Annotated in this window: 19 protein-coding genes and 1 rRNA gene; 8 read left to right on the top strand and 12 right to left on the bottom strand. The window is 55.9% G+C overall.

Features of this window, described 5'->3' with window-relative positions:
- Window positions 1-426, top strand: a 426-nt coding sequence (locus tag ABY734_RS16165) for a DbpA RNA binding domain-containing protein (RefSeq protein WP_372780414.1), incomplete at its 5' end; no start/stop codon positions are given.
- Window positions 427-465: 39 nt separating this feature from the next.
- On the opposite strand, the gene acnA is transcribed toward ABY734_RS16165, so the two are convergent.
- Window positions 466-3,105, bottom strand: a complete 2,640-nt coding sequence (gene acnA / locus ABY734_RS16160) for an aconitate hydratase AcnA (RefSeq protein ID WP_372780413.1) — start codon at window positions 3,103-3,105, stop codon at window positions 466-468.
- Window positions 3,106-3,255: 150 nt separating this feature from the next.
- Between acnA and ABY734_RS16155 the strand changes: the two genes are divergently transcribed.
- Entirely contained in the window at window positions 3,256-4,455 is a 1,200-nt protein-coding gene (locus ABY734_RS16155) for a methyltransferase (RefSeq protein WP_372780412.1), read from the top strand.
- An 8-nt stretch (window positions 4,456-4,463) separates the two neighbouring features.
- On the opposite strand, the gene ABY734_RS16150 is transcribed toward ABY734_RS16155, so the two are convergent.
- Complete coding sequence (locus tag ABY734_RS16150; RefSeq protein WP_372780411.1) at window positions 4,464-5,054, bottom strand: superoxide dismutase family protein; 591 nt, start codon at window positions 5,052-5,054, stop codon at window positions 4,464-4,466.
- Between the two features lie 209 nt (window positions 5,055-5,263).
- Between ABY734_RS16150 and ABY734_RS16145 the strand changes: the two genes are divergently transcribed.
- The gene (locus ABY734_RS16145; protein WP_372780410.1) at window positions 5,264-6,631 is read left to right on the top strand and encodes a rhodanese-like domain-containing protein; all 1,368 of its coding nucleotides are present in this window, start codon (window positions 5,264-5,266) and stop codon (window positions 6,629-6,631) included.
- 79 nt (window positions 6,632-6,710) lie between these two features.
- Here ABY734_RS16145 and dmpG read toward each other — a convergent pair whose 3' ends face one another.
- From dmpG to ABY734_RS16115, 6 genes are all read right to left on the bottom strand, one after another.
- Entirely contained in the window at window positions 6,711-7,739 is a 1,029-nt protein-coding gene (gene dmpG / locus ABY734_RS16140; protein WP_372780409.1) for a 4-hydroxy-2-oxovalerate aldolase, read from the bottom strand.
- Window positions 7,740-7,754: 15 nt separating this feature from the next.
- Window positions 7,755-8,669 (bottom strand): acetaldehyde dehydrogenase (acetylating), encoded by a 915-nt coding sequence (locus tag ABY734_RS16135; protein ID WP_372780408.1) that lies wholly within the window; start codon window positions 8,667-8,669, stop codon window positions 7,755-7,757.
- Between the two features lie 125 nt (window positions 8,670-8,794).
- The gene (locus ABY734_RS16130; protein ID WP_372780407.1) at window positions 8,795-9,580 is read right to left on the bottom strand and encodes a fumarylacetoacetate hydrolase family protein; all 786 of its coding nucleotides are present in this window, start codon (window positions 9,578-9,580) and stop codon (window positions 8,795-8,797) included.
- Window positions 9,573-10,403: an alpha/beta fold hydrolase gene (locus ABY734_RS16125; RefSeq protein ID WP_372780406.1), complete on the bottom strand. Its 831-nt coding sequence runs from the start codon at window positions 10,401-10,403 to the stop codon at window positions 9,573-9,575. Before ABY734_RS16125 ends, ABY734_RS16130 begins: the two co-directional genes overlap by 8 nt.
- Window positions 10,404-10,414: 11 nt before the next feature.
- The gene (locus tag ABY734_RS16120) at window positions 10,415-11,626 is read right to left on the bottom strand and encodes an acyl-CoA dehydrogenase family protein (protein ID WP_372780405.1); all 1,212 of its coding nucleotides are present in this window, start codon (window positions 11,624-11,626) and stop codon (window positions 10,415-10,417) included.
- Between the two features lie 160 nt (window positions 11,627-11,786).
- On the bottom strand, window positions 11,787-13,094 hold the full coding sequence (locus ABY734_RS16115; protein WP_372780404.1) for an MFS transporter: 1,308 nt from the start codon (window positions 13,092-13,094) through the stop codon (window positions 11,787-11,789).
- A gap of 83 nt (window positions 13,095-13,177) precedes the next feature.
- Here ABY734_RS16115 and ABY734_RS16110 point away from each other — a divergent pair, with 83 nt between their 5' ends.
- Genes ABY734_RS16110 through ABY734_RS16100 form a run of 3 tightly spaced genes read left to right on the top strand, consistent with a single transcriptional unit; the run spans window position 13,178 to window position 16,330 of the window.
- Window positions 13,178-14,059: an ABC transporter ATP-binding protein gene (locus ABY734_RS16110; protein ID WP_372780403.1), complete on the top strand. Its 882-nt coding sequence runs from the start codon at window positions 13,178-13,180 to the stop codon at window positions 14,057-14,059.
- 5 nt (window positions 14,060-14,064) lie between these two features.
- Window positions 14,065-15,078, top strand: a complete 1,014-nt coding sequence (locus ABY734_RS16105; protein ID WP_372780402.1) for an ABC transporter permease — start codon at window positions 14,065-14,067, stop codon at window positions 15,076-15,078.
- 7 nt (window positions 15,079-15,085) lie between these two features.
- On the top strand, window positions 15,086-16,330 hold the full coding sequence (locus ABY734_RS16100) for a DsbA family protein (RefSeq protein WP_372780401.1): 1,245 nt from the start codon (window positions 15,086-15,088) through the stop codon (window positions 16,328-16,330).
- A gap of 4 nt (window positions 16,331-16,334) precedes the next feature.
- On the opposite strand, the gene ABY734_RS16095 is transcribed toward ABY734_RS16100, so the two are convergent.
- Entirely contained in the window at window positions 16,335-16,754 is a 420-nt protein-coding gene (locus ABY734_RS16095; protein WP_372780400.1) for a PaaI family thioesterase, read from the bottom strand.
- A 1-nt stretch (window position 16,755) separates the two neighbouring features.
- Window positions 16,756-17,793: an AraC family transcriptional regulator gene (locus tag ABY734_RS16090; protein WP_372780399.1), complete on the bottom strand. Its 1,038-nt coding sequence runs from the start codon at window positions 17,791-17,793 to the stop codon at window positions 16,756-16,758.
- A gap of 100 nt (window positions 17,794-17,893) precedes the next feature.
- On the opposite strand from ABY734_RS16090, the gene ABY734_RS16085 reads away from it, so the two are divergent.
- Together ABY734_RS16085 and ABY734_RS16080 are read left to right on the top strand one after the other, a co-directional pair.
- Window positions 17,894-19,063: an alkane 1-monooxygenase gene (locus tag ABY734_RS16085; RefSeq protein ID WP_372780398.1), complete on the top strand. Its 1,170-nt coding sequence runs from the start codon at window positions 17,894-17,896 to the stop codon at window positions 19,061-19,063.
- 137 nt (window positions 19,064-19,200) lie between these two features.
- Window positions 19,201-20,079: an LLM class flavin-dependent oxidoreductase gene (locus ABY734_RS16080; RefSeq protein ID WP_372780397.1), complete on the top strand. Its 879-nt coding sequence runs from the start codon at window positions 19,201-19,203 to the stop codon at window positions 20,077-20,079.
- Between the two features lie 89 nt (window positions 20,080-20,168).
- On the opposite strand, the gene ABY734_RS16075 is transcribed toward ABY734_RS16080, so the two are convergent.
- Together ABY734_RS16075 and rrf are read right to left on the bottom strand one after the other, a co-directional pair.
- Complete coding sequence (locus tag ABY734_RS16075) at window positions 20,169-21,227, bottom strand: 1-acyl-sn-glycerol-3-phosphate acyltransferase (protein WP_372780396.1); 1,059 nt, start codon at window positions 21,225-21,227, stop codon at window positions 20,169-20,171.
- A gap of 258 nt (window positions 21,228-21,485) precedes the next feature.
- Window positions 21,486-21,578, bottom strand: a 5S ribosomal RNA gene (rrf, locus tag ABY734_RS16070); the annotation flags it as partial.

The following is a 21,578-nucleotide window of genomic DNA, read 5'->3' as shown; positions in this document are numbered from 1 at the left end:
CGCAAGGAGCGTGAGTTTGAGAGCAAGGAAAAACCGGTTCGACACGAGCCGACGCTCGCTCCGGAAGACGTTGCCATGGAAACTTTCCGCATGGCGGTGGGCAAACAACACGGCATCACCAAGGGTGACATCGTCGGCGCGATAGCCAACGAAGCCGGCATTGAGAACCGCTACATCGGCAAAATTCGTATTTTTGACGATTACAGCATTATCGACCTGCCGGACGGCATGCCCAATGATTTGCTGGCACACCTGCGCAAAGTTCGGGTGCGTCAGCACCCCATGATGCTGGAGCGCGCCACTCGCGCGGGTGACGACAAGCCCAAGCGCAACCCGAAAAACCGCGGGCCTAAAAAGCCGGGCGCCGGGAAAGACTTTGCTGCGAAGAAGCCCCACAGCGGGCCGCGCAAGCGACCCAAGGAATAAGCGCCTAAAACCGCCCCCGGCCGTGAGGCGGCGGCGGTTTTAATCGTCCTGCAGCTGGTGTAGCACGAAGTGCAGAATCCCGCCGTGACGGAAGTAATCCATTTCACTCACGGTATCGATCCGGCATCTCGCCAGCGCTTCGTGCCGGTTGCCGTCATTGCGACTGACCACAATCTTGACCTTCATCCCCGGTTCGAGAATATCTTCCAGGGGCTCAATACTCACCGTCTCGTCACCGTGTAACTGCAACATTTCGCTGTCGTTTTCGATCTGCAGTGGCAACACACCCATCCCCACCAGATTCGAGCGATGAATCCGCTCAAAGCTTTCGGCAATTACCGCTTTCACACCTAGCAGATTGGTGCCCTTTGCGGCCCAGTCGCGGCTGGAGCCGGTGCCGTATTGCTCGCCGGCAAAAATCACCAGCGGCGTATTCTGCTCCCGGTATTTCATGGCCGCGTCGTAGATACTCATCTCCTCGCCATCCGGCATAAAGCGGGTATAGCCACCCTCGCGGTCCACCATCTTGTTGCGCAGGCGCACATTGGCAAAGGTGCCGCGCATCATCACCTCGTGATTGCCGCGCCGGGAACCGTAGCTGTTGAAATCCTTGGGCTCGACGCCGTTTTCACGAAGGTATTTACCTGCCGGACTTTCCAGCGCGATTGCCCCGGCCGGAGAGATATGGTCCGTGGTTACACTGTTGCCGAGAATGGCCAGAATGCGAGCATTTTTAACTTCCGGAAACCTTTCCAGCGGATCGCCTAAGTCATCAAAAAACGTGGGACAGTGAATGTAAGTGGAGTCGTCCTGCCAGTCATAGGTTTTACCCTCGCCCGCATCCAGACTCTTCCACACGTCCGTGCCTTCAAACAGCCCTTCATAAGCCGAGTGAAACATTTTGCCGTCGATGGATTTGCGCACCGCCTGTATTTCATCGTTGCTCGGCCAGATATCCACCAGATACACCGGCTTGCCGTCGCTGTCTTCACCCAAAGGTTCCGACTGCAGATCAATAACCGTGGTGCCCGCCAGCGCAAAGGCCACCACCAGCGGCGGTGAGGCCAGCCAGGCCGCACGCACGTTGTTGTGGATGCGCCCTTCAAAGTTACGGTTGCCGGACAGCACTGCACTCACCACCGCGTGTTTATCGGCAATCGCCTTGTCGATAGCTTCGGGCAACGGCCCGGAATTGCCAATGCAGGTGGTGCAACCGTAGCCCACCAGATTAAAGCCCAGCGCGTCGAGATCTTCCTGCAGGCCGCTTTGAGCAAAGTAGTCACTCACCACCTTGGAGCCCGGAGCCAGTGAGGTTTTTACCCAGGGCTTTACCTTCAAACCCCGCTTGTGAGCAGCCTTGGCCATCAGGCCCGCTGCCAGCATCACGTCGGGGTTGGAAGTATTCGTGCAGGAGGTAATAGCGGCAATCACCACCGCCCCTTCGGGCATGTTGAAGCCCATTTCCGGCACCGGAATTTCATCATCGGCCTTGCGGTCAAACTCGTGAATGCATTCGGTGATGGCCGATTTCAGGCCACTGAGGGATACCCGGTCCTGCGGCCGCTTGGGCCCTGCGAGACTGGGCTCCACGGTAGAAAGATCCAGCGTGAGTTCGGCGCTGAACACCAGATCGGCCTCATCGTCGCGCCATAGGCCCTGAGCCTTGCTGTAGTCTTCCACCAGCTGCAGGGTCGCATCGTCACGCCCCGTCAATCGCAGGTACTCGATGACCTTGTCATCCACCGGGAAGAAGCCACAGGTTGCACCAAACTCCGGTGTCATATTGGCGATGGTAGCGCGATCGGTGACCGCCAGATCAGCCAGCCCCGGACCATAGAATTCAACAAACTTACCCACCACGCCGTGCTTGCGCAGCATCTCCACTACCGTAAGCACCAAGTCAGTAGCCGTCACTCCAGCTTTCAGGCGACCGTTCAGCGCAACGCCAACAACCTCTGGCAATAGCATCGATACCGGCTGACCCAATAAGGCAGCCTCCGCCTCAATACCGCCAACGCCCCAACCCAGCACACCCAGACCGTTAATCATCGGGGTATGGCTGTCTGTGCCCACCAAGGTGTCGGGGTAGGCCTCACGCACGCCGTCAACGTCCCGTTGCCACACGACCTTGCCCAGATACTCGAGATTGACCTGGTGGCAGATTCCCGTGCCGGGTGGCACTACCTGAAAATTATCGAAGGCCTGCTGGCCCCACTTGAGAAAGCGATAGCGCTCACCGTTGCGCTCCATCTCCAGTTTTACGTTATCGCCAAATGCGCGCGATGAGGCAAAGTGATCAACACTGACCGAGTGATCGATCACCAGATCCACCGGTACCTGTGGGCTGATCAATGACACGTCACCGCCGCGCTTGGCCACCGCCTCGCGCATGGCGGCCAGGTCAACAATCGCCGGCACACCCGTAAAGTCCTGCATCAGCACTCGCGCCGGTGAAAAATTGATATCAGTGCCCTGATGAGGCTCGTCCACCCAGTTCAGAAAGGCGTCAACATCCTTCTGACTGGCTGATTTATTAAAGAAGCGAAGCTGGTTTTCCAGCAGCACTTTGAGAGAGTTGGGCAGACGCTTGTAGCGATCGTCTCCCAGCTTGTCAAAGGCGTAGTAACGGTAGGTTTCACCGTGGGACTGCAGACTGGCACTGAAAGGGTTGTTGCTCATCCGTAAACTCCCGCTCACTGTGGCGATTGAAATATCTGGGACTAGAAATCTATTATTGCAATATAGGCTACAGCACCCGTCTCGTATTGCAAAACCCCCACAATTTCCGAAAGTTATTCGCTCTACCGGGCAAAGGGAGCGGCTGTTAGAATGTTTCTTTACTCCGACGACAGGCGTATGACCGACTTCCGGCAACAGTTTCTGGCGCTTGATAAACTCCTCCGCAAGCACCGCAATTACTGGCACTGCCAGCCCTTTGTCAATGCGCCAGAGTGGGCGGATAAAGTCGACTTTCTGAATGAGATTGACGACGATCGAATTCATCTGGCCCAGGCCAGCGACAGCGCCCTGCTCCAACTATTCCAGGGCCAATTTCCCGAACTCTGTGAGCATATTGCCGAACTCAGTACGATCCCTGCCCGTCAATCAGAAACCCCCAGTCACACGCCGCCCTTTGTCCCCGGCCGAAAATGGCAGCAAATTGAAAGCTTCGCCAACTGTATCAAACCCCTCTCACACCCCACACTGGAATGGTGCTGTGGTAAGGCACACCTGAGTCGCTACCTTAGCCAGCTCAGCGCCAGTGAAGCCCACGGCCTGGAAATTGATGCCGCCTTGGTGGCAGCCGGCAATGCCCTAGCACAAAAAGCACAGCAGCCGGTCCATTTGATTCAAATGGATGTTCTTGATAGCCCGGCAGTCCACCACATTTCGAGCAAATGTCACGTAGTTGGCCTGCACGCCTGCGGCGGCCTGCACCGTAAATTGCTCACAGATGCCACCGCGCAGCAGGCGGCGCGCCTGAGCTATTCGCCCTGCTGTTATCACAAATTTCTGGATCGCGCGTTTCAAGCACTTTCAGCTGAAGGGCAAAACAGCGAACTGCAACTGACACTCGCCGACTTGCGCACGGCAGTGCGTCAGAACAGCACCGCTGGCAGCGCCGAACGACGACGCCATCATCAGCAGCAGCGCTGGCGTCTCGGCTTTGACGAATTGCAGCGCGAACTGCGCCAAGTGGATCAATATTTACCCACCCCGCCCCTGCCAGCCTCCGCTCTGCAGCAGGATTTCGAATACTACTGCCGCCTGTTAGGCGAGCAAAAAAAGCTACACCTGCCTGCGGGCATAAATTTTTCAGCCTTTGAGCAGCGAGGCAGAGAGCGCTACCGGGCTGTCATCCGTCAGGAGCTGATCCGCGCGCTATTCCGGCGTCCGCTGGAATTGTGGCTGGTACTGGATCAAATCCTGTTTTTACAGACCGCTGGTTATCACTGCGAACTGACGAGTTTCTGCCCGCAGTCCGTAACACCCCGCAACCTATTAGTTGACGCATACCGCCAACACTGACACGCGCCTCAGCCTGCGTCAGTTTCCAGAAGGGGTTCAATAACTCCACAGGCAACACGCTTGCCGGCGTTGCCCGCTGGTTGTGATGCAAGATCGTCGGGCTGCGCGTGTAAGATCAGGGCTTTTCCCAGAATCGACGTTTCACCGTTAAAGGTTATGGTGTCCGATTTAAGCTCGGTTCGCACTCTTCCTTCAGCATTTGCCGCTATATTGCCCAGATCACCCGCGTGATGCTTGCCGTGCGCCGGTGCACCGTGTCGTCGGTTGGTTGGATTAAAATGGCCACCGGCAGATTGGGCATCTGCGGCTGAGCAATCACCGCGTTCGTGAATATGAATGCCATGCCTGCCCGGCTTCAAGCCAGCAACTTCAACCTTTACTCGGAGCCCGTCGTACTCCGGATCGTGCCGAAAAGTCACAATCCCCGAGACACTGCTTCCGGATGTCGATTCAAGTCGGGCATTGGCCGAGGTAATCTCCTTGCCTTTTTCCGTTGCCTGCGGCGGCTCGGTCTTTGAGGCATTGATTGCAAAAACCGGTATTGCTGCCAACGAAAAAGCCGCAAGAAATATTGTCCTGCGCAAAAAAGGTCCCGTCACTTTATCCTCCTTATCTCTTAAAACAACATGTCAGACATAACGGAGCCTACTGCACGACATTGGCAGAATCCTCATTAAAAGTTGCGTAATACCGAGTAAAAATTCACATCAGCTTCAACCGAAATTCCCCGAGTGGTAGCTTGCGATTTCTTGCCGAACCCTAATCTCGACCAACCGCGCAATTCACGCACGCTGAAGGAGACTTTCGAATGAAAATTCAACGTATCGAAACACCCGGAATAGCGCACTTTGCTTATGTAATAGCCGACGGTACTGAAGCTGCGGTAGTCGATCCGGGACGTTTCCCGGAGCCCTATCTAGAAGCTGCTGCCGCATATGGCGCGCGTATCACCCATATTATTGAAACCCATCGCCAGGAAGATTTTATGATGGGCTCTTCGTATCTGGCCCAACAAACTGGAGCCCAGGTGGTTAACGGAGATTTCGAAACCTTTGGTCACGGCGATGTGCGTCTGCAAGATGGCGAAACTTTTGATGTTGGCAACCTGCACTTTAAAGCGCTACACACACCCGGACACACCCCGGAAAGCATGTGCTACCTCCTCTGCCTGGATAACGACAGCGACAAACCGTGGGGCATTTTTACTGGCGACACTCTGTTTTTTGGCACCACGGGCCGTACAGATTTGCCTGACGCCAATCGTTCGGTTGAGAACGCCGGTCTGCTTTACGATTCGGTCCACTCCAAGCTCGCGCGGGTTGCAGATACCGCACTGGTGTTCCCCGCCCACGGCCCTGGCTCGGTTTGCGGCAGCGGCATGGCAGAAAAACCCTATTCCACCCTCGGTGATGAAAGGCTGTACAACGATGTCTTTATCCTGAGCCGCGATGACTTTGCCAGGAAAAAAGGCGGCGAAAACAATCCGCGCCCACCCTACTTCCGGCTGATGGAAAGGCTAAACCTGGAAGGTGGTCGCCCTCCTCGCAAATCGGCCAACGCGGTGTCTCTGTTAGGCCCCTCGGAATTTCACGATAACAGCGGCGGCAAACTTATTTTTGATACACGCGAGCCTGAAGGTTTTGGCGGCGGCCACGTCCCCGGCAGCCACAGCATATGGATGGGCGGATTGCCGGTCTTCGGTGGCTGGATTGCCGACGAAAACTCTTCGGTTTATCTGCTTACTGAGCGCGATGGTGAGATAGAAGAAGCGGCCAAGCATCTCGAGCGAATCGGTATCGACGGCGTTGCGGGTGCTCTTTCAGGGGGATTCAGTACATGGCGCAAATCCGGCTTGCCTATCGAATCCTCTGGCACCATTACCCCGCGCGAATTGGCCCAGCACCGCGACGATTTTCAAATACTGGATGTACGCGAGATCGACGAATTTGATAGCGGTCATATCGACGGCGCGGTCAATGTGTTCGTCGGTTATCTGAAGGATAAGATCAACGAGCTCGACTTTGACAAGCAATCGCCAGTGGTCGTCACTTGCGGAGTAGGCCATCGCGCCGGATTGGGTGTGAGCATTCTTCTTCAGGAAGGGTTCACCGATGTGCGCAATCTGCTCGGCGGCATGAGCGCCTGGAATACGCTTGAATTACCGGTCGAGAGTTGACCACCGCAGTGCCAATTATTTTGGGAGCAGTAACAAGGCCAGCTAGCACTGGCCTTAGAATCTCCCGCGCTAAGGAAGGTTAGAGCTTGCCCTGTTCTTTTGCCATATCCAGCGCCAGATCTTCGATCATGTCTTCCTGACCGCCAACGGTGCGGCGACGGCCGAGTTCCACCAGAATATCCCGTGAAGACACGCCGTACTTCTTGCTGGCGCGTTGTGCAAACAGCAGGAAGGAGGAGTACACACCGGCATAACCCAGTACCAGCGCATCGCGGTCGATGCGGATCGGCTGATCCATGATCGGCGTAACAATTTCTTCCGCCACATCCATGATCTTGTACAGATCAATACCGTGCTGCACGCCCATACGATCGGCAACAGCAGTAAACACTTCCAGCGGTGTGTTACCGGCGCCAGCACCGAGACCCGCAACCGAACCGTCAATGCGGTTAGCGCCGTTTTCAACAGCCACCAGTGAGTTCCATACGCCCAGACTCAGGTTGTGGTGAGCATGAAAGCCCAGCTCGGTTTCCGGCTTGAGCTCTTTGCGCAGGAGGCTGATACGCGAAGCCACATCGTCGGGCAGCATAAAGCCGGCCGAATCGGTGCAGTAAATACAGTTGGCACCGTAGCTTTCCATCAGCTTAGCCTGCTCCAGAATTTCCTCCGGCTCAATCATGTGGGCCATCATCAAAAAGCCAACCGTATCCAGCCCCATTTCAGCAGCCATTTGAATATGCTGTTCAGAAACATCGGCTTCGGTGCAGTGAGTGGCCACGCGAATGGTGGTCACGCCACAGTCGACGGCCATTTTGAGGTGGTCGACGGTACCGATACCGGGCAACAGCAGCGCGGAAATTTTCGCGTTTTTCACTGCGCCACAAACGGCTTTCAGGTATTCCTCATCGCTGTGCGCGGGAAAGCCGTAGTTGACAGAAGCACCGCCCAGACCATCACCGTGGGTGACTTCGATCATCGGCATACCAGCGTCGTCCAAGCCCTTGGCAACCGCGACCATTTCGTCGAGGCTGATTTTGTGTTGCTTGGCGTGCATGCCGTCGCGCAGACACATATCGTGCAGGGTGACTTTTTTACCTTTCAAATCCATGCTGCAAATCCTCTCTTAAGCGGCGACCGGCTTGGGCTCAAAACGCCCGGCCTGAATTTCCTGTGCGTACATTTCGGCGGTGCGCAGACCGGCGGCGGTCATAATGTCCAGATTACCCGCGTACTTGGGCAGGAAGTCACCAAGACCTTCAACTTCCATAAAGATAGACACGCGCTTGCCGTCGAATACGGGGCCGTTTTTCAGTTTGTAGCCGGGCACGTATTTCTGCACTTCTACAATCATCTCATCCACAGACTTGCGAATCGCATCCTGATCGGGCTCGTCTTCGGTCAGGCAGTGAATGGTGTCACGCATAATCAACGGGGGCTCGGCCGGGTTAATCACGATGATCGCCTTGCCTTTGTCAGCGCCACCCACAGTTTGAATGCCATTGGCGGTGGTACGGGTGAATTCATCGATATTTTTCCGCGTACCGGGGCCGGCCGATTTGGATGAGACGGTCGCCACAATCTCGCCGTAGGTCACTTTCTGTACCCGGGAAACGGCAGCTACCATCGGGATCGTCGCCTGACCACCACAGGTCACCATGTTCACGTTCATGGCCTGGGCTGCTACCGCATCTTTCAAGTTAACCGGCGGCACGCAGAAGGGACCGATGGCCGCAGGCGTCAGGTCGATCATCACCGCGCCCCGCTCATTGACCTTGCGGGAGTTTTCCGCATGTACGTAGGCCGAGGTGGCATCGAAACAGATTTGCACACCGTCTTCTTTCATCGTGGGTAGCATGCCATCCACGCCATCAGCTGTGGTTTTCAAGCCCAGCTCCTGAGCGCGGGCCAAGCCGGGTGAATCGGGAACCACACCCACCATCCACACCGGTTCGATATATTCGCTGCGCAGTGCCTTGATCAATAGGTCGGTGCCGATATTGCCGGGACCAATGATTGCTGCTTTGATTTTTTCAGCCATGATTGCCTCTCGTTAAAACGTTTCCCTCACCCCGGCCCTCTCCCAAAGGGAGAGGGAGTTCACCGCCTGAGCTGTGGCAGTGCGTCCCCTCTCCCTCTGCGAGAGGGTTAGGGTGAAGGGCAAAATTACACGAACTGGCAGCTCGCGCTGCCAACACCTTCCAGTTCCATTTCCATCTTGTCGCCCGCTTTCACATCTTCCAGCGGCACCAGCGAGCCGGACAGAATCACTTCGCCGGCCTTAAAAGGGATATCATACGCCCCGAGTGTATTGGCCAGCCAGGCCACCGCCGTCAGGGGGTTGCCCTGAACTGCACTACCCAGGCCTTCACTGAGAAATTCGCCGTTCTTTTTGACGACCACTTTCAGGTTCGGCAAATCGACTGTTCGAGGATCAACTTTCTCCTCGCCCAGCACAAACACACCACAGGAGGCGTTGTCAGCGACCGTATCCTGAATTTTGATTTTCCAATCCTTGATACGTGAATCGACAATCTCAAAGCAGGGCATGATGTAATCGGTAGCATCCAGTACATCCTGTTCCGTCACACCGGGACCACTCAAATCTTTCTTCAGCTTGAAACCGATTTCCGCTTCAGCGCGCGGTGCAATCAGGTTTCCCGCAACAGGAATATCGGCGCCGTTGGCATATTCCATTTTGTCGGTAAGAAAGCCAAAGTCTGGCTGATGCACACCCAGCATGTCCTGCACGACCTTGCTGGTGACGCCAATTTTTTTGCCGATAATTTTCTCACCGGCTTCAACGCGGCGGCTAACCATGCGCAGGGAAATGTAGTAGGCATCGTCGATGGTGATATCCGCTTCACGTTCCGTAAACGGCGTCAGCGTGCTTTGAGTAGTCAGCGCTTGGTACAACTCGTCACCAAGTTTTTCCTGTTTCGCTTTATCCATTACGCAAAAAATCCAGTGTCATACGATTAAACAAATCCTTGTGCTCAACCATTACCCAGTGACCGCATTCGGAAACAATCGTCAGGCGAATATTGCTGCATTTTTTGGTGAGCTTGGCGATACCGGTTTCCGGCATCATGTTTTCGTTGGCCCCCCAGAAGGCGATAATGGGACAGTTCAATTCACCCAGCTGGTCCTCCATGTTGGGCACCACCATGGTGTTGATGACCTGCATGTTCTGCTGCTGAAAAATACCCCAGCGCTCGTTCACCAATTGCTCGTCCACATGCTTGTCGTCATACACCAGACCGCGACGGATAAACTGTTCCAGCGCATCCTTGTTTGGGCCGCCGGTAAACACTTCCTTCATAATCGCCATGCCGGGCATAGCAAAATACGACGGTTGGTCCTCAATGCCGCCGGGCGCCATCAGGTTCAGGGTTTTTACCTGATCCGGGTAGGTCAGCGCGAAGCGAATGGCAATAGCCCCACCCAGTGAGTTGCCGATCAGGTGAACACTATCCACGCCAATCACATCCAAGGTCTGCTTCACGCACTCGACAAAGAAGTCGATGTGGTATTCCACATCGTCGGGTTTATCGGAGTAACCGTACCCAATCAGATCGGGAACGATGGAACGAAAGCCGTTCTCTGCGAGAAATGGGTAGTTGAACTTGAAGTTGCTGTGGCCGCTGGCACCGCTGCCGCTGCCATGCAGAAACACCACCGGCTCACCACTTCCCTGATCCAGATAGTGAATGGTGTGGCCATTGGCCAGCTTCGCGTAGTGACCTTCAGGTAATCCTTCAACCAACTGCGGCATCGCTCGGCTCCTTAGAGGTTCAGATCAGTATTGTCGTTGCCAAACTGTACACCGCCAAAGTTATTGGCGTACATGTTCACATTGTTCGCCACGTGGGCCTGGCTGGCCATAATATCCAAATGACGCTCCAGCACCCCGTTGCCGAGGAAAATGCCCTTCGAGCCAACCGCTTTCAGCATGCGCGCCGACAGCTCAGCGCAGCGATCAGCCACCACCGCCGAATCAAAGCGGTACTGCACACGATCATCGATCGAAATGGGCTGGCCAGTGCGGGCACAATCCATCATCGCATCAAAGTTGGCGAACATGGTGCGTTTCATTTCCACAATCGCCGTTTTCACATCAGCCGCCAAGCGGCGGGCAAAGGGGTCATCGGACATTTTCGCCGGGCCAACCATGCGGGTTTTGGCGGTTTCGATATAAGCTTCCAGTGCGCCTTCCAGCGCGCCCAGCGACGCCGTGCAGACGGCGCGTACAAAGACCTGACCAAAGGGCAGGCGGAATACCGGCGCGTTATTGACGGCGTTACCGGGGTTGTCGCAGTTGTGACCATCCAGCAGTTTGTGAGTGCGATGCTCGGGCACAAAAGCGCCTTCCACGCGAACATCCTGACTGCCAGTCGCTTTCAGACCCACCACATGCCAGGTATCGATGATTTCGTAGTCGGACTTGGGTACCAGAAAGGTACGGTAGTTGCGCATATCAAAGGGCGCGCCCTCTTCTGGCACCACCGCGCCCAGGAAAACCCAATCGCAATGCTCGCTGCCGCTGGAAAAGCCCCACTGACCGCTCAATTTGTAACCACCCTCGACTTTCTCGACTTTACCCACCGGGGCGTAGGAGGAAGAAATCAGAGTGGTGGGATCATCCTTCCAGACGTCCTGAGCGGCCTGGTCGTCAAACAGCGCCAGCTGCCAGTTGTGCACGGCCACCACGCCCAGCACCCAAGCGCTGGACATGCAGGCTTCAGCAATCTTCATCTGTACCGCATAAAACACCTGCGGATCAAGGGCATAGCCGCCCCACTGCTCGGGCTGCAGCATCTTGAAAAAGCCGGCGGCCTGAAAATCGGCGATGGTTTCATCGGGAATACGGCGCAGCTCAGCAGCCCGGGCGCTGCGCTCGCGCAGAGCGGGTTGCAGGTCTTGTGCACGCTGCAATAAAGTTTGCGCCAGTTCTGAAGTCAGCCCTTTGTCGTTATCTACACGAACGGTACCGTCCATCGCCTCTACTCCCGGTTATCACTAAAGGCGAAAATTCTATCGGATTGGCTGGCCGCGACTATAGTCCAAATGGGCCATATTCCGCCCGGCAAATCGGCCACTGACCGGCAATTACTGCCCACAGGGCAAGGGTTTAGCGCCGAGCTGAAAGCGTTCAGCGCTAACTTAAGGGGGCGCGAGACTCCCGTCTCGCCAACACCGGCACCAGTAGAATGGCGGGAATACCCACAGCCGCCGCCACTAGGAAGAAATAGCTATAACCGCTGGCATCGACAATCAAACCGGAGAACCCGCTGAAGAACTTGCCTGGCAGCGTCATCAGTGAGCTAAACAGCGCATACTGAGTTGCCGTATAGGCGCGATTGGTCAGCCCGGACAGATAGGCCACAAAGGCGGTAGCGGCGATACCGCCGCTGACATTGTCAGCGCTGATTACCACCATCAACGCGCGAATATCCGGGCCGATATGCGCCATCACCGCAAACAGGATATTGGTAGCGGCAACCAGCACTGCGCCCAGCATCAAGGGTTTGTATACGCCCCAGCGCACCACCAGTACCCCACAGAGAAAAGAACCGGCAACGCTCATAAAAAAACCGAACACTTTGGCCACCGAGGCAATTTCCGACTTACTGAAACCCAGATCCAGATAGAAGGGGTTGGCCATAATGCCCATGGTGATATCGCTCAATCGAAAGACGGCAATAAAGAGAAGGATCACCAGCGCAAAGGAACCGTTGCGTCGGAAAAAATCGGTAAAGGGGCTGACCACCGCATTGGCAAACCACACACCAATATCGGTAAGCCGATCTTTGTGGCGCCCAAATACCGGCTCGGGAAGTTCTCGCTCCGGCTCAGCGATAAGCAGAACCGTAATCACACCCACCGCCATCAAGGCCGCCATGCTGAGATAGGCCAGCAGCCAACTGCCAAAATCGGCAATAAACAGCGCACCCGCACCCGCCACCAGCAGGGCGACCTTGTAGCCAAATACATAGCTGGCCGACATGGCCCCCTGATAGTTTGTGATAACCGCCTCTATGCGATAGGCGTCAATGGCGACATCCTGGGTGGATGAAGAAAAAGCGACCAGTAATGCCAGCAGCGCCACCGCCGGCAACTGGCTGGACGGGTCGACAAAGGCCATCCCCGCCAGACCACCGGCCACCCCCAGTTGTCCAAGCAGGATCCAGCTGCGGCGCTGACCTAAGCTGCCACCTATAACAGGCAACACCAGTCTATCTACCACCGGCGCCCACAGCACTTTGATGGAATAGGTGATGCCCACCCAACCGAAAAAACCGATGGCACTGCGCGCCACCCCTGCGTCGGTGAGCCAGGCGGTGAGAGTGGAAAACACCAGCAGGAAGGGAAGACCAGCACTGAAGCCAAGGAAAAACATGGCCAACACACGCGGCTGGGTGTAGATCCGGGCGGCTTCCAGCCAGCCCACTTGCGAATTCTGCATTATCCGAATGGTCGACGAGTCAGAGAAAGGCCCATGCTATACTGCGCCGCTTGTTTTCGCGAGGACTGTGCGCGCAGGGAGCCATGACGCCAATACTGGAAGTTAGAAACCTTACCAAGCACTACCGTCTGGTCCAGGCGTTGAAGGGCATCTCCTTCAGCATACCGACCGGCATCTGTTTTGGCTTGCTTGGCCCGAACGGCGCCGGCAAGTCCACCACCATCGAAATGATAGAGGGCATCAAAACGCCTTCCAGTGGCGAGATCCTTTACAAAGGTGTCCCTCGCGGCAAGGACTTTGCCCAGCAGTGCGGCATCCAGTTTCAATCCACCGCCCTGCCCGATTTTTTGCTGGTGCGGGAAGTGCTGGCCCTGTTCCACAGTTTCTACAACAAAACGCTGGCTATCGCCGAATTGGTTAGCCTGTGTGATCTGGGTGAATTTCTGGATCAGGAAGCCAATCGTCTGTCAGGCGGCCAAAAGCAGCGCCTGTTACTTGCCCTCGCCCTGATCAACGACCCGGAAATTGTTTTTCTGGATGAACCCACCACCGGCCTCGACCCCCAATCCCGGCGCCGTTTCTGGCACCTGATTGATCGCATAAAAAAACAGGGCAAGACCGTCATTCTCACTACTCACTATATGGACGAAGCCGAATCGCTCTGCGACGATCTGGTGATTATTGATCACGGCACCATCGTCGATCAGGGCTCCCCCCAGTCGCTGTTGCAGAAACACCTGCCCCATCGTCAGGTCTCGCTGCATACCGACTCAGAAATTGAAACCGCCGCCATTACCGGCGAAGTCAGCTTCAGCCCCGGCGTGGTCACCATCGATACCCTGAGCGTCGAGCAAACCCTGCAGGAATTGATGGCCTTCAATCTCGACCTGTCCACTTTAAGGGTGCATAACCCGACGCTGGAAGATCTGTTCATTAAACTCACTGGACATGCATTGAGGGACTGATTCACATGCGCAAGTTCTGGGCGCTGTTTACCGCGCGCAACATGGAATTTTATCGGGACCGGGCGGCACTATCCTGGGCCTTTATTTTTCCACTACTTATTATTGTCGGTTGTGCACTGGTGTTCTCCAAGCCGGATCAGACCCTGATCCGCTTGGGCCTGATCGGAGAAATCGGCGGCTATAACGAACTGGCACTGGCGCAGCAAAATTACGTAGAAGTGACCGAATACTCCGCCCCTGAACGCGCGCTGGAGCAGATCGCCCATCACCAGATCGACCTCCTGGTCAAAAAGGAAACTCCAGGCTATCGCTATTGGGTCAACCCGGAGTCTTCTCCCGGGCTCGCGGCGCAACAACTGCTTCGCTCTCTCGATAGCGACAAGCTACTGCAAGAAGAACAACTGAGCGGACAAGCCGTGCGCTATGTGGACTGGGTAATGCCCGGCGTGCTGGCAATGAATATGATGTTCGCCTCGCTGTTTGGTATTGGCTATGTGATCGTGCGCTACCGTCAGAACGGCGTCCTGAAGCGCTTTCAGGCCACCCCGGTAAGCGCGCTGCAGTTTATTGTGGCACAGGTGACGTCACGATTGATGATAGTGGTATTGGTCAACGGGCTGATCTTTGTCGGCTGCGACTACTTTTTAAACCTGTTGATGCTGGGTGACTACGGCCTGCTGTTGCTGATTGCACTGGCCGGTGCCCTGTCCCTGCTGTCACTTGGTCTGGTGATTGCCTCGCGCACGGCCAGTGAAGAACTGGCTGGCGGCTTGCTCAATACGCTAACCTGGCCGATGATGTTTTTCTCGGAAATCTGGTTCAGTCTGGAGAACGCGCCCGGCTGGATCCAGTCACTGGCCAATATTATGCCGCTGACCCATGTGGTTAATGCTGCTCGCGCGGTAATGATTGAAGGTGCAGGCTTTGCGGCAATCGCCCACCACCTGATTGCACTGCTTGTTACCACGGTACTGTGCCTGCTATTGGCCGCGCGTCTGTTTCGCTGGCAACGGGAGTAAACGTTACATGAAATTACCGCCCTTTCTGGTTCACCAATTGGCCCACTCCTCCAGCCCTTTGAACCGGTGGCGGGCAAGGCGAATCAACGGCCTGTTTTCTGCACCGCCCGTCGAGTTTTATTACGAAGCCGGAGACCCACACTCCCACCTGGCCGCGCAATTGCTGCCACAACTTTTAGAGCACCTCGATGCCCCGCTGAAAATTTTTATCGTCAGCCAGGAGGAAAGCCCTATCTACCCGGAGCTGGAACGCCAGCGCCGCTACAACCTAGAAGACGCCCGGAGAATAGCGCCGGCCTATGGCCTGACATTTCCAGCGGATGCCCAACTGCCCAGCGAAGAGCAGCGGCTGTTGGTAGCGCAACAACTGCTGCAGCTTTGCAGCGATCCGGAAGCTTTTGCGGAACAGGAAAAGACGCTGAGCCAGAGCCTGTTTGCAGATACGCCCCTCGATATTACTTTACAGCCAGAGACCCAAGAACAACTGGCTCTTAACAACGCTCGCCGAGCGCACCTTGGCCACTATCTGCCGGCGATGTGGCAGTTTAATGGGCAGTGGTTCTGGAGTGTCGATCGCTTCGACCGGCTGGTTGCCTCAGTCACGGCGAAGGGGCTTTGGCGTGGCCAGCTGCCGGCTCTTACCTTTAATCCTGAGAACGCCGAACTCCCTGCCGTGCCGGCGGGTACTGCGCTGGAGTGTTTTCTGAGTTTTCGCAGCCCCTATTCCTTTATTGCCGCCACGCAACTGCAGCGTAAACGCAATGAGCTAACGGCACCGCTCGATATTCGCCCGGTGTTGCCCATGGCCATGCGCGGATTCAAGGTTCCCCTCGCCAAACGCCTGTATATCCTGCGCGATGCAGCGCGCGAAGCCAGCCGCCTGGACATCCCCTTTGGCTATTGCGCCGACCCTATTGGAGACGGTGCCCTGCGCGCCCTGAAGACATTTAGCACTGCAGCCACCACTGAGCAAAAGCTGGATTTCATCGTCTCGGCAGGGCGCGCTGCATGGTCGGAGGGGGTCGATCTGGCAACCGATGATGGCCTGGCGAAAGCCAGTGAACGGGCCGGGCTGGAATGGTCGGCGGTGCAGGCCGCCATCGCAGAGGCCGACATAGACTACGCTGAAGCCAATCGAAACGCCCTGTTTGCCGCTGGCCTTTGGGGAGTGCCGGCCTTCAAGCTGGGAGACTTTGCGACCTGGGGGCAGGATCGATTGTGGATGGCGGAGGAAATATTGCGCAGACAGTAATTCCTCAAGCGCTCAATTCATCTTTCCTAGGTGGAATAGAGTAGGTGCCTGTTACATGAGCGACCGGCTCTTCTTGCCCCTCTGAATACAGCGTCACTTCCCCCACGGCCAGGACCTTACCCAACTTGATCAATCGGCATTCGGCCAACAGCGCCCGATCAGCCAAGGGTTTACGCAGGAAGTTGATATTGAGATTGGTGGTCACCGCCAGCGCAACCAGTCCGATTTCACCCAGTATCGCAACGTATAGCGCCGCATCTGCCAGCCCCATAAGCGTTGGGCCGGACACGGTGCCTCCTGGCCGCAGGTGAGACTCGTCGACCTGCTGGCGCAGTGTTGAGCTGTTATCCCCCACGGCGAGAACTTCAACCTTGGCTTGCGGAAAGGATTCCTTCATAAATTCGCGAATGTCGTCGAGCGCCATGCTACCTGTCCTTGTGACTCAGTCGTTGATTTTGCTTTCGTAGAGAACTGGGCGTGCGCCCTGTCCAGTTGCGAAAGGCGTGGCAGAAATTGGCCGCTTCACTGTAGCCGAGGCGTTCGGCCACCTGTTCCAGCGAGAGCGAGTGATCGGCCAGATATTGTTCGGCCAGCTCCAGTCTCAACGCCTGCTGTATCTCCCGGAAACTGGTGCCTTCATCGCTCAATCGCCGGCGCAGGCTTCGTTCACTGAGCTGCAGATAATCGCAAACGGCGCCGATACCGCGAAAGCGACTGCGAGTTATGGCGGCCCGGACCTTGAGGGAAAACGGTTCTTCTCCGCCTTGTCTTGCCACCAGCTCACGGCACTGCCGAACGCAGGCCGACCAGGTGATCGGGTTGGCCTGAGGCAGAGGCTTGCCCAGCTCGGCTAATGAGATAATGGCTGCAGTGTGATCGCTGCGCCAGCGGACTTCACAGTCCAGCAAGCGGCTGAGCATGGCTGAGTGGGCGGGTTCCGGCAGCGCTATATCCACCCGCTCAACGGGCAGGCGGCGTCCAGCAATTTCGCTGGCGATCATCAACGTCACCATCAGGTCGCGCTCCAGCACAAAGGCCTGAACCGGTCCGTCCGGGTAGTCCTGCTCTATGCCGATCTGCGCCTGGTTTCCCTGCATCTGAACCGATAGGCCAGCGAAACTATGGGTCAGTTCGATAAATTCCTGCGCCACTTCAAGCGCCTGAGAAAGATCGCGGCTGGTTGCCAAGGCCAGGCCCCACACCCCGAACACCCCGAAGTGGTAGCGCATGCCGACACGAAAGGCGAGATCAGGCCGATCGACCGCGGCGAGCGTCGCCTCGATAAAGCGGACTTCGTCATTGCGGGCAATCAGCTGCCCCGGGGTATCCAGGTCGCGGCGGCTGAGCCCCGTCTGCTTGCACACCTGCTCTGCTTCCAGCCCCAATTCATCAAGGGTCTGACAGAGCAGCTGCAGCCCCACCGCAGGGCGCAGGGCCAGTTGATGACTGTTAATTTCACGCATAGAGACCGAAATTAACAATTTATCGCGTCACTGACAACATGGGAGCACACTCCAGCGAAGCGTAGGGTATTGCTAAACACCCTCCAAGGGAGCTGCCCATATGGAAAATGCTAAATCCTTTGTGTCCATTACTGATCTGACCCAGCGCCTTCGCTGGTTGTGGCTGATTAATGCCGCTGTTATGCCCTGGCTGTTACTGGTCGGCGTTATTCCCGCTGAACTCACCGGCAACGTAGCCTGGCTCGCCATTGGCTATCCGATTTTCTACATTGGTGTGCCCCTGCTCGATCGCTGGCTGGGACAGGACCCCAACAACCACAGCGAGGAAGACGTCCCTGCGCTTGAAGCCGACCCCTACTTTAAGCAGGCGCTTTTCTTCGCGCTCTTCGGCAGTGTGTTGGCATGGTTTGCCGGCATTTACTACGCCACTGTTAATGACCTTTCCTGGCCTGCTCTGCTGGCCTTGTCGGTCGCAGCCATGGGATTTGGTGGCGGACTGATCAATCTCGGCCACGAGCTCGGACATAAGCGCGGTCGGAGTGATCGCATCGGTGCCAGCATCTCTCTGGGCATTGCCCTGTTGCCCCACTTCAACGTCGAGCATAATCGCGGCCACCATCGCGCTATTGCCACGCCCGAAGACCATGCATCCTCCAGACTGGGAGAAAATTTCTACCAGTTCGCGGTGCGTGAGCAGATCAATACCTGGCGCAGGGGCTTCGCGCTGGAAAAAGAGCGTCTGGCAAAACAAGGCAAAGGTTTCTGGTCACGCGACAATGAGATTTTGCCGGGGATTATTATCGGCCTGGTGTTTCTCACTGCGGTAGGCGTACTTTGTGGCGCGAAGATTCTGGCCTTTGTCGTCTTTGCCAGCTGGCTCGGGCATTTGAATCTGTCACTGGCAAATTATATCGAGCACTATGGTCTGCTGCGCCAGCGAGACGCCAGCGGTCGCTACGAACCGCCGCGCCCGCAGCACTCCTGGAACCAAAATGCACTGGTGTCGAACCTGTTTACCTTTCAGTTGCAGCGTCACTCCGACCACCATGCACACCCAAGCCGCTCCTATCAATGTCTGCGCCATTTCGACGATGTACCGCAGCTCCCCTGGGGCTACTACGAAATGTTTCTGCTCGCTTACATTCCTCCGCTGTGGTTCAAAGTGATGGACAAGCGCGTGCTGGAGTGGGCTGGCGGGGATCTGAGCAAAACCAACCTGCACGAGCCAAAGCGTCGGCACTACGAAGCAGTGTCAGCCCAGCTGGCTTAAAGAACCACTTTTAAAAAACGCGCCTGTACAACATTGTTAAACCGCACCTGCGTTGTACAGGCTCTCTTCCCGCCTCATACTCTTCCGCTAATACTTAATACAGTCACAGCTGCGAAGAGACACCTATGAGAATCGGGATGACACTCCCCGTCACGGAACCCGGCTGGAGCCGGGACATTCTGCTGCAATGGTGCGGGAAAATTGATAAAGGCCCGTTTAGCAGTCTGGCCCTTGGAGAACGCACCTGCTTCCCCAGCCCCGAACTGATATCGACCCTCGGAGCCTGCGCCGTATTGACTGAACGCGTGCAATTGGTAACGACGGTTATTGTATTGCCCACCCACAACCCGGTTATTCTCGCAAAGCAACTGGCAACGGTTGATGTTCTAAGTAATGGGCGACTTGCCATCGGGGTTGGCACCGGCGGGCGGGAAGAAGATTACCGGGCCTCAGCAACCGCCCTTTCACAGAAACGCATCGCCGTGATGGAGAGCCATATTGCAACCATGAAAGCCGTTTGGGCAGGCGAGAATCGCGTTGAAGGATCACTGCGTCCGGTTGAACCCTTCCCACTCCAGCAACCGCACCCGCAACTGCTGGCAGGTGTAATGGGACCGAAGGGCTTCGCCAGCGCCGCCAAATGGGCAGACGGAATATGCGGTATGAGCCTGACCGGCGAGGTAAGTGAGGCTGAGAATACCTTTGCCCAGATCCGCACAGCCTGGCAGGATGCTGGGCGCTCCGATGCGCCTTTACTGAATACGGCGTTTTGGTTTGCGCTGGGAGATCGCGCAGACTGGCAGCTGGAAACCCACCTCGAACGCTATTTTAATTGGCTTGATCCACAGTCCCGCGCGGGAATGGTCAAGGCCGGCGGGTTTCGAGGAACAGCTCAGGAATTTAAGGACAGACTAAAAGCCTTCGCTGATATCGGAACACATGAATTACTGTTGATACCAACCAGCATCGACCCTGAAGAGGTAGATCGTGCTGCCGAGCTTATTTCTGGGCTATAAGCTGAGCCCACGAGAGCGCGGATAAATAAACCGAGTCTTTCTCAAGGCTTGGCTGCGCCGTCATCGGCGACCCAACAAAGTTTCTGTCGTCAGCGCTTGGCTAGCTCCGCGCTACCTTCCACAGAGGAAATACAGTCTCGTTGGGACTGACGATTTAACTGCACAACCTCTCGGTGCATTCGGTCCCATTGGGCCAGAAGGAAGTCTTTTCTGGACTCAAGATCGGCGGGTATCTCCGTCGCGGGGATCCGCCAGAACCGGATTCGAACGTCTGTATCCATCCAGCCGCCATTGAAGAGCGTTGCAAAACTGCCGGCACCTTCAAAGCCCGTGTGAGCACAAAAAAGCAGGTCTTTATCCGGTGCGCCCTCCATTAACGCCATTGCGCCCGCCAACCTCGGTGGCAGAATGTTGTGCCACCGTTCGGCATAGTCCAGCAATGCAGCATCAGTACGTTGGCGCAATAAGTCGACAATACGGGCGCGCTTTTTCTGCGAGAACCGTGTCCCCTCCATATAAATAACAAGGCTGTCAGTGTCGCCAGCATCTTCCGCCAATCGTCGAATAGCTGACAGCTCCGACGACATGTTGTCTGCGACTCGGTCTAGGAAGACATTTGGCAGGCGGTTGCCGACAATATCGAGGCAGGGATCCAATAACAGCTCCCGTTTTAACACATAGCGCACGCCCAAGCCCTTCGACTTAGCATAAAAACTGACTGGAAATATGGTATCGCCAATACTCGTATGCCGTGGCAGCACGATCGCTCCAGAACCCGCTAAGGCATCCAGACCATCAACGGTAAAGCGCAGACGAAAAAGACCTTCCGCAGCTTTTTTTAGGGTTTCAGCCCACCAGAATTGAAGTTTGCGGTTATTTTCCAGGAAGGTGGATCTATTTCCACCCGCAATAATGCTCTCCGCCCACAGAAGAGCACTGACAACAATCCCGACACTCTCACAAAGCAGATACGTGGTGATAAAAGAAAGACACCTTAGCGCTGAACGTGCTTTGGAAAATAATCTACCCGCCAGCCAGCTTACTGGCACCCACAATGGCGCACCAACGATCATTAACGTTGTGAAAAGAAAAATCAGAGGTATAGATAGCAGTCGTCGGTAGAACGTATTTTGGGTCACCCAAATCATCGTAACGGATCATTTTCTGATTAGTTGTTAATCCTTAGTATACGCAAACTCGCGGAATTCGGATGTAGTAGGGCGCAGGTCACCCTGAATGAGGCCCCAGTCGGCCGCGACCGAAGGGGAAACTGCTGGCCTGTGAGCCGGCCCCGAGATCGGAGAGCGTGTTCCGGCTGTTATTTCCGGTAGGCCAACGCGCTGGCGCGAACTCTCCAGCCATAAAAAAACCCCGAGACTCTTTCGAATCTCGGGGTTTAAATTAAAGCCTGGCGATGACCTACTCTCACATGGGGAAACCCCACACTACCATCGGCGATGACGCGTTTCACTTCTGAGTTCGGGATGGGGTCAGGTGGT

It is taken from the genome of Litorivivens sp., assembly GCF_041624475.1.
GTDB lineage: Bacteria > Pseudomonadota > Gammaproteobacteria > Pseudomonadales > Spongiibacteraceae > Litorivivens.
This window is presented reverse-complemented; position numbering and strand designations above follow the sequence as displayed.